The 12,085-nt window shown below is 68.3% G+C and carries 12 protein-coding genes; 10 read left to right on the forward strand and 2 right to left on the reverse strand.

From position 1 onward, the window contains the following. Nucleotides 1-68 precede the first annotated feature (68 nt). Entirely contained in the window at nt 69-980 is a 912-nt protein-coding gene (gene dapA / locus QHF84_RS10000) for a 4-hydroxy-tetrahydrodipicolinate synthase (protein ID WP_281312992.1), read from the forward strand. Continuing rightward, nucleotides 977-1,759 (forward strand): 4-hydroxy-tetrahydrodipicolinate reductase, encoded by a 783-nt coding sequence (gene dapB, locus QHF84_RS10005; protein ID WP_281312993.1) that lies wholly within the window; start codon nt 977-979, stop codon nt 1,757-1,759. Before dapA ends, dapB begins: the two co-directional genes overlap by 4 nt. Here the strand turns inward: dapB and QHF84_RS10010 are convergent, their stop codons facing one another. Further along, the gene (locus QHF84_RS10010; RefSeq protein ID WP_281312994.1) at nt 1,760-2,404 is read right to left on the reverse strand and encodes a TetR/AcrR family transcriptional regulator; all 645 of its coding nucleotides are present in this window, start codon (nt 2,402-2,404) and stop codon (nt 1,760-1,762) included. 45 nt (nt 2,405-2,449) lie between these two features. Here QHF84_RS10010 and QHF84_RS10015 point away from each other — a divergent pair, with 45 nt between their 5' ends. The 4 genes from QHF84_RS10015 (at nt 2,450) to QHF84_RS10030 (ending at nt 6,751) form a co-directional block, all read left to right on the forward strand. Further along, nucleotides 2,450-3,715 (forward strand): oxygenase MpaB family protein, encoded by a 1,266-nt coding sequence (locus QHF84_RS10015; RefSeq protein WP_281312995.1) that lies wholly within the window; start codon nt 2,450-2,452, stop codon nt 3,713-3,715. Nucleotides 3,716-3,921: 206 nt separating this feature from the next. Further along, nucleotides 3,922-5,052, forward strand: a complete 1,131-nt coding sequence (locus QHF84_RS10020) for a hypothetical protein (protein ID WP_281312996.1) — start codon at nt 3,922-3,924, stop codon at nt 5,050-5,052. Nucleotides 5,053-5,249: 197 nt separating this feature from the next. Then, nucleotides 5,250-5,984, forward strand: a complete 735-nt coding sequence (locus QHF84_RS10025; protein ID WP_281312997.1) for a hypothetical protein — start codon at nt 5,250-5,252, stop codon at nt 5,982-5,984. An 89-nt stretch (nt 5,985-6,073) separates the two neighbouring features. Next, nucleotides 6,074-6,751 (forward strand): ankyrin repeat domain-containing protein, encoded by a 678-nt coding sequence (locus QHF84_RS10030; protein ID WP_281312998.1) that lies wholly within the window; start codon nt 6,074-6,076, stop codon nt 6,749-6,751. Between the two features lie 8 nt (nt 6,752-6,759). Here QHF84_RS10030 and QHF84_RS10035 read toward each other — a convergent pair whose 3' ends face one another. Then, nucleotides 6,760-7,593 (reverse strand): hypothetical protein, encoded by an 834-nt coding sequence (locus QHF84_RS10035; RefSeq protein WP_281312999.1) that lies wholly within the window; start codon nt 7,591-7,593, stop codon nt 6,760-6,762. A 446-nt stretch (nt 7,594-8,039) separates the two neighbouring features. Here QHF84_RS10035 and QHF84_RS10040 point away from each other — a divergent pair, with 446 nt between their 5' ends. Genes QHF84_RS10040 through QHF84_RS10055 form a run of 4 tightly spaced genes read left to right on the forward strand, consistent with a single transcriptional unit; the run spans nt 8,040 to nt 12,079 of the window. Further along, nucleotides 8,040-8,480 carry a hypothetical protein gene (locus QHF84_RS10040; protein WP_281313000.1) on the forward strand — a complete coding sequence of 147 codons (441 nt, stop codon included), beginning with the start codon at nt 8,040-8,042 and terminating at the stop codon, nt 8,478-8,480. Nucleotides 8,481-8,532: 52 nt separating this feature from the next. Then, complete coding sequence (glyS, locus tag QHF84_RS10045; RefSeq protein ID WP_281313001.1) at nt 8,533-10,617, forward strand: glycine--tRNA ligase subunit beta; 2,085 nt, start codon at nt 8,533-8,535, stop codon at nt 10,615-10,617. Between the two features lie 52 nt (nt 10,618-10,669). Beyond that, entirely contained in the window at nt 10,670-11,755 is a 1,086-nt protein-coding gene (rsgA, locus tag QHF84_RS10050) for a ribosome small subunit-dependent GTPase A (RefSeq protein WP_281313002.1), read from the forward strand. A gap of 54 nt (nt 11,756-11,809) precedes the next feature. Further along, the gene (locus tag QHF84_RS10055; RefSeq protein ID WP_281313003.1) at nt 11,810-12,079 is read left to right on the forward strand and encodes a hypothetical protein; all 270 of its coding nucleotides are present in this window, start codon (nt 11,810-11,812) and stop codon (nt 12,077-12,079) included. Nucleotides 12,080-12,085 lie beyond the last annotated feature (6 nt).

The raw sequence follows: 12,085 nt of genomic DNA on the forward strand, positions 1-12,085 counted from the left end.
GTCGCGACGTGCGGCCCGGGCCGCGGAAACTTGACGTGCCTCGCGAAGCCATCCAAGGTCGCGCGCTGATGCAAGCCCTCACGTTCTCAGGCACGTTCACAGCGCTCGTTACGCCGTTCACCGCCGATGGCGACGCCGTCGATCTCACCGCGCTCGACGCGCTCGTCGAGGCGCAGATCGAGGGGGGCGTCTCGGGCCTCGTGCCTTGCGGCACCACGGGGGAGTCGCCCACGCTCTCGGACGAAGAGCAGGTCCTCGTGATCAAGCGCGTCGTCGAGGTCGCGAAGGGACGCGTGCCCGTCGTGGCCGGGACCGGATCGTTCTCGACGAAGAAGACGATCAGCGCGTCGAAGGCCGCGCTCGCCGCGGGCGCCGATGCCGTGATGATCGTGATGCCGTACTACAACAAGCCCTCGCAGGACGGCATGCGCGAGCACGTGCTCTCCGTCGCGCGCGCGGTCCCCTGCCCCGTCGTGCTCTACAACATCCCGGGCCGCTGCGTGGTCGATCTCTCGGCGGAGACGACGGCGCAGATCTGCGAGCGCGCGCCGAACGTGGTCGCGCTGAAGGACGCGACGGGCAACGTGCTCCGCTGCCAGGAGCTCAAGCGCAAGCTCGGCGACAGGCTCACGGTGCTCTCGGGCGACGACGCGCTCACGCTGGCGTTCGGCGCCGTCGGCGCGAGCGGGGTCATCAGCGTGAGCTCGAACGTGCGGCCACGGGAGGTCAGCGAGGTGACGCGCGCGCTTCTGGCGAACGATTTCGCGCGGGCGCAGGCCTGCCATTTCGCGCTCGTCGAGCTGCACAACGCGATGTTCATCGAGCCGAACCCGGCGCCGGCGAAGGCGGCGCTCGCGGCGATGGGGCGCATGACGCCCGCGGTGCGGCAGCCGCTCCTCTCGGCGAGTGATGCGACGCAACGCAAGGTGGCCGAGGCGCTCGCGCACCTCGACGCGCACTTCCCGAAGGCCGCGTCGTGAAGCTCGCGATCGCGGGCGCCACGGGGCGCATGGGGCAAAGCATCGTGCGCCTCGCGGCGCTGGAGGGATTTTCCATTGTCGGTGCCATTGCCTCGCCGCAATCACGCCACCTCGGGCGTGACGTGGGCGAGATGGCCGGCGCGGGCAACCTCGGCGTGGCGATCAGCGACGACGTCTCGGCGGGGCTTCTCGGCGCGGATGTGGTGATCGATTTTTCCCGCCCCGAGGCGCTGAACCGGGTGCTCACGGCCGCGCGACGACAGAAGATCGCCGTCGTCAGCGGCACGACGCGGCTCGACGCGGACACCGAAAAGAAGCTCGACGAGGTATCCGCGACGATCCCCGTGCTCTGGGCTCCGAATACGAGCCTCGGCGTGCAGGTGCTCGCCGAGATCGTGGCGGAGGCGGTGCGCCGGCTCGGGCCCGGGTTCGATGTGGAAATCGTCGAGACGCACCACAAGGCGAAGGTGGATTCGCCGAGCGGGACCGCGACGCGGCTCGCGGACGCGGCGCGCGACGCTCGAAAAGGATTGCGGACCGTGACCGGGCGCGAGGGCAACGTGGGGCCACGTGCGGCGGACGAGATCGGCATCTTCGCAATGCGGGGTGGCGACGTGATCGGAGATCACACGGTGCACCTCCTCGGCCCTGGCGAGCGGCTCGAACTGACGCACCGAGCGACGAACCGAGACCTGTTTGCCCGGGGCGCCTTGCGCGCGGCTCGTTATCTGTTCGGAAAGCCGGCGGGGCGGTATTCGATGGCGGACGTGCTCGGCTGATCAATCCCGCGCGGCGACGGCGTGCGGGGGGCGGAGCATCCGCATCACGAACGCCGTCAGATCGTCGAGCAGGGTGGCGCGGGAGAGGCCCTCCGGTGGTTCGAGCAGCATCGCGAGGTACGCGCCGCGGAGCATGTTCGCGAGCAGGAAAAAGGCCGAAGGCAGCTCGTCGAGCGCAATCTCCTCACACCGATGGCTGCCCCCCGCGGCGGCGATGAGGACGAGGCGCGCCGGGAACTCCGTCGCGATCGGCAATCGGCCCACGAACGGGACGCTCTTCAGCAGCACGGCCACGAGGGCCCGGCGTGACTCGAGCTCCGCGAACATCGCTTCGAGCCAGATCCGCATGGCCACGTCGAGCGGCAGCGCATGGAGGGAGGCCATGCTCGCCTCCAGCGCCGCGAGCACCCGACGCGCTTCGCGGTCGACGAGGAGGGCGACCAGCGTCTCGCGGTCGGGGAAATACTCGTAGAGCGTCCCGATGCTCGCGCCGGCGCGCTCGGCGACCGCGTTCGTCGTCAGCTCCTCGTAGCCGTGGTCTTCGAGAATCCGAGCGGTCGCATCGAGCAGCGCGTCGAACGTGGCCCGTGACCGCCCCTGCTGGGGCCACTTCCGGGGCTTGGGATCGAAGACTTTCGTGGACATTCGGGCGCGCCGCGGACGCGTGAAAACAAATCCGAGCGGATCCGAATGATCACTCGGATCATGATCTTCGGCAACGACGAGCTGGAGAAGATCCGCATGACGACCGCGAACGCCCGCGCCGTTCCGACCCGATTCCAGGACCCTCGCGTGAAGGAGAGCATGCGCTTCGCGCTCTTCCGCAAGGCGTTCCGGCTCCCGCCGCCGAGCGAGGAGCACATCGCGCGCTTCCGGGACACCCTCCTCGACGGCGATCCGCTCGCGGACGACGTGGTTCGGCACTTCGCCACGCTCCCGCGCGGCGAGGGTCATCGATGGCTGGTGCGCGCCGTCGATCATGGCATCGACTCCATCCCGCAGGCGCCCGCGCCGCTCGTCGCCCTCTTTGCCGAGCTCGACCTTCGGCCGGAATGGGTCGACGACGACAAGCTCGAGCTCGCGGCGCGCACGGCGGATCGCGTGGGGATGAGCGGCGAGCGCGTGCTGAGCTGCGTCTGCTTGACCGGCGGTTATCGCTCGTCGGCCGCGAACAAGCCGATCGCGCTCACGGGTGCCCTGGAAACGATGGCGTACCGGCGGCTCGCCGAGACCTCGAAGTTCGTCTTCGACCTCTACGATTCGCGAACGCTCGCGCGCGACTCGGCCGGATTTCGCGGCGCGGTCATGGTCCGTCTCATGCACGCCATGGTCCGCGTGCGGCTCGCGGACGATCCGCGCTGGCGAATGGATTCGTGGGGCCTGCCGATCAACCAGGCCGACATGCTCGCCACGAACCTCCTCTTTTCGACGGTGTTCGTCATTGGCCTCCGCGCCCTCGGGCACATCGTCACGCGGCGCGAGGCCGACGCGCTCGTGCACTTCTGGCGTTACGTCGGGTATCTCATGGGGATCCGCCTCGACCTGCTCCCGCGCGATTTCAAGGAGGCGTGCTCGCTCGTGTACCTATCGGGCGCCACGCAACCACCGGGGGACGAGGACAGCAAAAAGCTCGCCGCCGCTCTGCTCGCCGTGCCGGTGACCCCGGACTTGCCGCGTCCGCTCGTCTACATCGACGCGCAATGGCGCGCGGGCTTCTCGCGCCTCGTGCTCGGCAACGACGAGGCGGACGAGCTAGGCTTACCGAACAACCCCTGGAAATGGTTGGTCTTCGTGAGCGCGGCCTGGAACCTCGCGACCGAGATCGTCCGATGGCTCCCCGGAGGCGAGGCGCTCCTCGTACGCATCCGCCGGGCCAAAGTCCGGCGCAACGTCGAACGCGCGCTCGAAGGCAAGCCCCCCGCATACCGACCTTACCCGCCTCGCACCGAGGCGTAGACGCGCCGACGATGGGTTTGGCACGACAGCACGGGACATTGTTCGTCCCATCATGAGATGAAAGTGCCTTGACCCCGAGGGTGGATTTCCTATCCTCCCGACGCGACGAAAGAGCTGTCCCTCGCCTGGTTCCTTCTTCCTTCGAGAATCGGCGTCGAGGCTCGTGCGTCGAGCCGCGCGAGAGAGCGCAGAGCAAGGAGTCTCTGATGAACGATGTTCGAATGGTCGCCGCCTGCTTCACGGCTTTTTTCCTTCTCACCGGCTGCGGAGCCGACGGCGCCCACGAGCAGACGCAGGAGGAGGACCTCGCCGAGTTCGAGGCCATGCGCGAAGAGCTCGAAGGAAAACGCGCGGTCTTCATCGAGACGCCCGCGCAGGACTTCGTCGCCGCCGGCAATACCCTCTACTGGGTCGAGGTCGGGAGCGGAAACCCGCTCCTCCGCAGCTTCGACGACGGCCAGAAGCAGCGCACCGATTACACCTTCAAGGTCTACCTCACGGGCGTCTCGAACCCGAACCCGGTCGACAACATCAATTTCGCGGCGTCGAGCACCATGGTCGCCTCGATGAACCAGCTCGACGGCGCGAACACGTACGCGGCCGGCTCGCCCGAAACACCCCGCGGAAAGCTCGTCCTGCCCGCCCCGCCCTTCGGCCAGAAATGGTGGGCCTACTCGGTGACGGGCGACGATCTCTACGTCACCGTGATCAACGGCGACACCAACAAGTACGTCCTTCAAAAGTGGACGCCCGGTCAGGCGAACCCGACGGACGTGCTCGTGCTCGACGACCTCATCGCGCCGAACGTGATGGGCGAATTCACCAATTTTGCCGTCAATGGCACGACGCTCATGTTCGCCGAAGGGGGCCGCCTCTGGCTCGCGGAGCTCACCGATACGAAGGCGAAATGGGTGCAGAACGACAGGCGCGCCGGCGGCGCGGACTTTTATCCCGGCGGGGCCGTCTACTCGCAGGACCGCGAGTTCTTCCGCTACGACAAGGCCACGGACACGCGCGAGAACATCACGGACAAGATCAAATCCAGCTACTCGATGAACAAGACGTTCGCCGAGGCGCATCACCCCGGCCACGACATGACGTGGTGCAAATTCAAGAACAAGATCGTCTACGAGGGCAACTTCGGGATTTTCGCCTACGACCTCGAAAGCGAGACCGTGACGCCGCTCCTGCTCGACGCGCGTGACAACAGCGTCGTCTACAAGTACCCCGTGGCGGTCGGCACTGGGACGCTCTTCGTCAAAGGGCTGGAGAGCACGAGCGGAGCGACCGGCGCGGACGGACCGATGTTCTCGCTCGCGGCGGCGAATCTCCTCTGAGGCCTGCACCCGACGAGGCCGGGCGCTCGCGCATCGGCATGCGCAAGGCGCCCGGCCCGCGTGCGCATGTCGGGCAAGGATTTGCGCAACATCGCCCGGATATCCGACGGGAATGCGGGGTTCGACCGGCGGCACGACCATTGCTGTTCGTCGTCCTCGATGGCGCGGGACTTCGCCATCGAGGACGAGGTGTCACGATGATCGATCGGATGGCTTTGGTGGGTCTTGTCTGTGGGGTATTCGTGCTGGCCGGGTGCGCCGCAGAAGCGGTGGGGCCCGGCGGCGAGCATGAAACCGAGGAAATGGACGCGGCGCACTGGTCGGATTGGGCGGAGGTGGCGCCGGGGATCTCGCAACGCGCCTCGGATCGAGGAGGAATGCAGACGGAGGTGCGGGGCCTCGAGGGCCATCGCTGGCTCGTCGAAAAGCTCGGGCGGGAGCGTGAAGACCTGTCCGCGCACGTGGAACGAGCGGCGCCCGACGAGATTGACGGCCTGCGCGTGCGCCTCCAGGAAAACGATGACCTCCTCGCCCAGGCGGAGGCGCAGGTCGCGGCCTCGAGCTTGACGCAAGGAATCGAGGGCGCCCCGGCGATCTACAAGCAAGCCGATACGTACGACGTCATGGCCGGGCCCTGCACCATGCGAGCGTATGCGTACCATTACCATACCGGAATGGTCGACGCGCTGGGCAGGGGCACCTGTCCGGCGGCCCAGGGCTTCGGCGCCGGCGCGGTCGTATGCGTCGGCGGCCAATGTTCGTATGGCCCGATCGATGGCGGACTTTCCCCGGATCAAACGACGCAGTGGAGGCAAAATTATGCCGTCCTGCCGTGCCAGTCGGAGGCCACCTACTTTGCACGAGGCACCGTCATCGGGGCCGGCGTGACGTTGATCGCCGAGGTCGCGGGCACGTGCTTCACGTTCGACTGAGGGGCAGAATCGAAAGCGTTCGCATTTTTGCGATGGCTGTTCGCACAAGTGCATCATGACGCCCTGAGCCGCCGGTGTTTCGATGACCCATGACGATCACGCCCGCCGGCTTCACCCAGGCCATTGCCACCGCCCTTCGTCACGATGATACGAGCGCGCTCGCCGCGCTCCTCGCGGCGGCTCCTCTCGACAGTCCGGCGCTCGTGCCGATGGCGGTGTCGGTGAAGGCCCACCGGTCGCTCGATCTGCTCCTCTCGCGAGGCTCTTCGGCCAACGAGACCCGCGTCGATGGTTTGGCGGGGCTCCACCTCGTGCGGGACGCGAAAATGGTCCGCACGCTCGTACGCGCGGGCGGCGACGTGAACCTCCCTTCGCCGAGCGGCACGCCGCTTTTCCTCGCGGCGGCGAACGCGGGGCCGCCCGTCATCAAGGCGCTCCTCGACGCCGGTGCCGACCCGAACGCCGTCCGCGAGAGCCCCCCCACGCGTTTCACGCCGCTCCAAGCCGCCTGCGAGCTCGGCCGCACCCAGGCGGTCAAGGCGCTGCTCGCCCGGCCGCCCGCACATGAGGCCTGCTTCTTTCTGACGGCCGAATTCGTCACGCGGACGGGGAAAAAGTCCCTCGCCGTCCTCGACCTCCTCCTCGCTGCGTTCGGCGCCGACATGCAGCCGCCCGCCGGCTACGATTCCCTGCTGCACATCGCCTCGAAGGCGGGATGCGTCGACGGGGTCGAGCTCTTGCGTCGCCACGGCGCCGCGACGCCGTGAGGGCCGCGTCATTCCCTCGCAGAAAGCACGTCGAACTCCGCAGCCGTGAAATGGGCCGTATCGAGCCCATTCGTCACCCACGCCCCCTGCAATCCGAAATGTTCGTGCATGGCGCGGTACGCTTGCACGTCCGTGAGGCTCGGGGCGACGCCGCCCTCGTAGTTGTTCTTCGTCTCCTCGGTCGTCCACATGCGATCACCGGGCACGCGGTCGAACAGGAACGGGTGGTTGTGCAAATGCGCGACCGGCTGAAAGCCGCGCCCGAGATCCGCGAGGACGCGCTCCTTGACCTCGCCGCGTAACTTGCCGCCGACCCGATCGGCCCCGGAGAAATAGACCTTTACGCGGCCGTTTCCCCGGAGAATGTAAGCGCCGAACTCGGTGGGATGTTCGACCATCGGATACCTGCGCGCCTGGCGCTGGAAGAGGCGCCATTCCAGGCAATCGATGGGGCGCACGGCGCCTGCTTTGCCGTCGAGGATGACGTTGACGTTGTCGATCTCGCGGTATCCGGAGGAGCCGGTCATCACGTCTCGCGCACGTTCGAGCAAGGCGTGTTGCGAGAGCCCCGCCTCGCTGCCGACCTTGGCCAGGAGGGCCGCGCGATACTGGTCGCGATCGGGGTCGCTCGGGGCGGGCGCCCAGAGGATAGGTTCGTCCGGAAGATCGAAGATCTCGTGCACCTCGCCGGCAATGGGCTCCGGGACGGCGATGCGCTCGGGGTTTTCCGCGAGGGATGGGCAGACCGCGGGCGGGGGCTCCGGTTTGGAAGGAGCGGGAGCCGCCGCCGTATGGCAAGCCGTGGCGAGCAAGGCGAGGAGGAAGGAGAGGCCGAAGCGCACCGGGGAACGCTGCGAACGCGGTCCGGTGGTGTCAAGGCATGCGGGGACGTGCGCTTTGGGCATTCGGACGCTTCCTCTGCATGCGGAGAACGGCACGAACCGCCCTCCGAGCCGATCGCTGCATCCGACGACGTGCACCGCCCCCCCTTCGTGCGCGCCCCTGCACGACGCGGACGGCGCCCAGCGCCCTCGGCGCACGCCCCGGCACGACGGGACGACCTCCAAACGTCGTCTGCGCTCCTCCCGTCGCCCTCATCGTGTGGAGGCTTGCAAAATTTGGGTATACGGACGTACCTTGCGAGGATGGACAATCCTCGTGAGGGTGTGAGGAGCGAATCAAGCTGCACGCGGACCTGACGAGGACATTTCCGAATGACCCGGCGCGCGGGTGGAGTCTATCTCCGCCGCTTCGCAAGGCCGCGGAAGAAGAAAGGTGGAAAGTAGAAATGAATCGGTTCGCGACCGCGGCGATCGCCCTGAGTCTCGTCGCTTGCTCTGCCGATTGGAGCGGCACCTATGTCGGAGCGCTCTCGCAGAACGGGACCTGCCCGGACGGTTCCGCTCTCCCGGAGAAGAAGACGGTGGCCGAATGGACGCTGCACGACGACGGCGATACCCTGACGTGGAGCGACGTCTGCGACACCACGTCGATCGCCGATGCGGACGGCGACGTCGCGACGGTGCGTCCCTTCAACTGCCCGTCCGAGACGATCGACGGGACGCTCCAGAGCGTCACCGTGAAAGGCGGCACCCTCACGCTGGGCGCGACCTCGCTGCTCGTGAAGCTGAATGGAACCCTCTCGCGCGAAGGGCTCGTCGGGAGCTGCGACATGACCATCGAGGGGGAGCTCACGCGCATGGCGGAGCCGGATGTGGATCTGGAATAGGCGAGACACGCCCCTCCCACACCCCCCCCGTTTGCGCTACCTTGCGCGCCCCATGTCCCAGACCCGCGACCTCCTGCTCGAAATCGGCTGCGAGGAGCTGCCCGCTTCGTTCGTCGACGCCGCGCTCCGCGCGCTCCCCGATCTCCTGAAGAAACGCCTTTCGGATCTGCGCATCGCGCACGGCGCCATCCGCGCGCTCGGTACGCCGCGCAGGCTCGCCGTGCTCGTCTCCGGCGTCGCCGAGCGCCAGCCGGATCTCGAAGAAGAGGTCACGGGTCCGCCCGTCAAAGCCGCGTTCAAGGACGGCGTGCCCACGAAGGCGGCCGAGGCGTTCGCGTCGAAGATCGGCGGCTCCGTGGCCGATCTGCGCCGCGTCGAGACGCCGAAAGGCGAGTACCTCGTCGGCACGCGGCGCGAAGCCGGCAAGCTCACCTCCGCGCTCCTGCCCGAGGCGCTCGCTCAGATCGCGACCGCGATCCCCTTCCGCAAATCGATGCGCTGGGGCGCGGGCGATTTCGCGTTCGGCAGGCCGATCCACTGGGTCATCGCGCTCTTCGGCGAGGACGTGCTCGACCTCGAGATCGCCGGCGCGAAGAGCGGCCGCACCACGTACGGTCATCGTTTCCTCGCGCCCGGCGCGATCACCATCACCTCGGCCGCGATGTACGTCGACGCGCTCCGCGCCGCGCACGTGCTCGTCGATCCCGAGGAGCGCGCGCGTGTGATGCGCGAGCGCCTGCTCGAGGCCGCCGCGTCCGCGGGCGGCACGCTCATCGAGGACGACTTCCTCATCGAGGAGAACCTCTCGCTCGTCGAGGAGCCGCACGTGATCGTGGGCGGCTTCGGCGACGAGTTCCTGGAGCTCCCCGAGCGCGTGATCCTCGCCGTCGCCAAGGGCCACCAGCGCTACTTCGGCATGCGCGCGCCCGATGGCAAGCTCCTGCCGAAATACCTCTCGGTCGTGAACACCGCCGAGAACCCCGCGAACATCCGGCGCGGCAACGACAACGTCATGCGGGCGCGCCTCTCGGACGGGCGCTTCTTCTACCGCGAGGACGTCAAGGTGCCCCTCGCCGAGCGGCGCACGAAGCTCGCCGGCATCGTCTTCCAGAAGCGCCTCGGCACCATGCTCGGCAAGGCCGAGCGCGTCGAGCGGCTCGCGCGCGAGCTCGGCCTCCTGCTCCAGCTCCCCGAGCCCACGATCATGGCCGCGGCGAGCGGCGCGCACATCGCGAAGTGTGACCTCGTCTCGCTCATGGTCGGCGAGTTCCCCGAGCTCGAAGGCGAGATGGGTCGCGCCTACGCGCTCGCGCAAGGCACGAGCCCCGAGGTCGCCGACGTGATCCGCGAGCATTACCAGCCGAAGGGCGCGCAGGACGCGACGCCGCCCTCGGACGCGGGCGCGCTCGTGTCGATCGCGGATCGGCTCGACACCATCGTCGGCTGCTTCGCCATCGGCCTCACGCCGACGGGCGCGGCCGATCCGTACGGCCTGCGCCGCGCGTGCCTCGGCATCCTTCGCACCGTGCTCGATCGTGGGTTCGACCTGCGCCTCTCGGACGCGTTCCGCGCGGCGTACGACGGCTACGGCGGCGTCTCGCTCGACCTCGGGCCGGGCGAGCTCACGGACAAACTCGGCGACTTCTTCACCGAGCGCCTGCGCGGCCTGCTCGAAGCGAAGCTGCCGAGCGACGCGGTCGCGGCCGCCCTGCCTGTCGCGGCCGATCGCCCGATCGACGCGCGGGCGCGGGCGACGGCGCTCGCGGGCCTCGACGCGGACACGCGCGCGCGGGTCGGCGAAGTCTTCAAGCGCGCCACGAACATCGCGAGCGGCGCGCCTGCGGGCGAGCCGACCCCGCCGCGGGCCGAGGATCATGCGAGCGAGAAGGCCGTCCACGACGGCTACCTCGCGCTCGCGTCGAAGCTCGTCGATCTGCGCCGCGCGGGCGACTACGCGGGCGCGCTGCGCGAGGTCGCGAGCTTCGCGCCGCTGCTTCACCGCTACTTCCTCGACGTGTACGTCATGACGGACGACATCCCCGTCCGCGAGAATCGCCTGCGCCTCATGCGGGCGATCAGCGAGACGTGCGCGACGATCGCCCGGCTGGAGCTGCTCGGCGAACGGAAAGAAGCCTGACGGAAGGCCGTCCTTTCCTCTGCTAAGGTCTCGGGGAGGCCAAACCTCCCGCATGAACCCCGACCTCGTCCGCCTCGGATTCACCCCTCATTTCGCCGGCCATTTCGCCGCGCATGCCGCCGAGCATCCAGGCTCGCGGCTGCCTGCCCGGGTCATCACCGAGCACCGGGGCGCCTATCGCGTGCATGACGGAACGGTCGAGCGCTGGGCCGTGATCGCCGGCCGCCTCCGCCATGAGGCCCATAGCCCGCTCGACATGCCCGCCGTCGGCGACTGGGTCGTCCTCGACGAGACGCCAGATACCGAAGGACGCGCCATCATTCAGGCGATCCTCCCGCGCCGCACGGCCTTCGTTCGCCGCGCGGCGGGCCTCGACAAGAAGCCGCAGGTCGTCGCGGCGAACGTCGATCACGTCTTCCTCGTGAGCTCGCTCAACCGTGATTTCAGCCCGCGCCGGCTCGAACGTTACCTCGCGCTCGCCCGCGAGAGCGGCGCCGACCCCGTCATCCTCCTCAGCAAAGCCGACCTCGCCGATCCCGGCCCCGCCATCGAAGCGGCCACGGCCATTGCGCGCGGCGTGCCCATTCATGCGTCGAGCTCCGCGACGGGCGAGGGCATCGAGATCGTGCGGGAGTACCTGCGCGACAACTCGACCGGCGTCTTGCTCGGCTCCTCCGGGGTCGGCAAATCCACGCTGATCAATCGCTTGCTCGGCGAGGACCGCCTCGCCACTTCGCCCGTCCGCGACGAGGACGACAAGGGCCGCCACACCACCGTGCGTCGCGAGCTTGTGGTGCTGCCGACGGGCGGCATCGTGATCGACACGCCGGGCATGCGTGAAATCGGCCTCTGGGACACGGGCTCGGGCCTCGACGAGGCCTTCGACGACGTCGCGGCGCTCGCGGCCATGTGCCGTTTCTCCGATTGCCGGCACGAAAAAGAGCCTGGATGCGCCGTGCAGAAGGCCGTCGCCGAGGGTGAGCTCTCGGCGGAGCGGCTCGCGAGTTACAAAAATCTCCAAAAAGAGGGTGATCGGCTCGAAATGGCGAGCGACCCGCGGGCGCGCTCCGAGGAGATTCGCAAAAACCGCGTGCAAGCGCGCGCATTGCGGGCGCACCTTCAGAAAAAGCGCGGCTGAGCCTCATTCGCTGCCCCTTGCGCTCGCCCCACGATCGAGGCGACCATACCGCCCATGCACGTTGCCTTCGTGGTGCACATGGTGAAGGGCGCAGACGCCGACACGCTCCTCTCGGACGAGACCAAGCGCGAGACGCAGGCCGTCGTGATGTCGCTCGAGGACGCCGGCAAGATGGGCTTCTCCACGTCCGGGATCACGACGAAGCCCGGCCAGGAGGTGAACATCATCGTGGTCGCCCGCCGCGACGCGCCCTGGATCCGCCGTCAGATCGAGGCCCACGAGCAGGTCGCGGGCTTCCACGAGGTCGACGTCAACCTCGCCTGAGCCGCA

The organism is Polyangium sp. y55x31, assembly GCF_029946505.1.
In the GTDB taxonomy this organism is placed as follows: Bacteria; Myxococcota_A; Polyangia; order Polyangiales; family Polyangiaceae; genus Polyangium.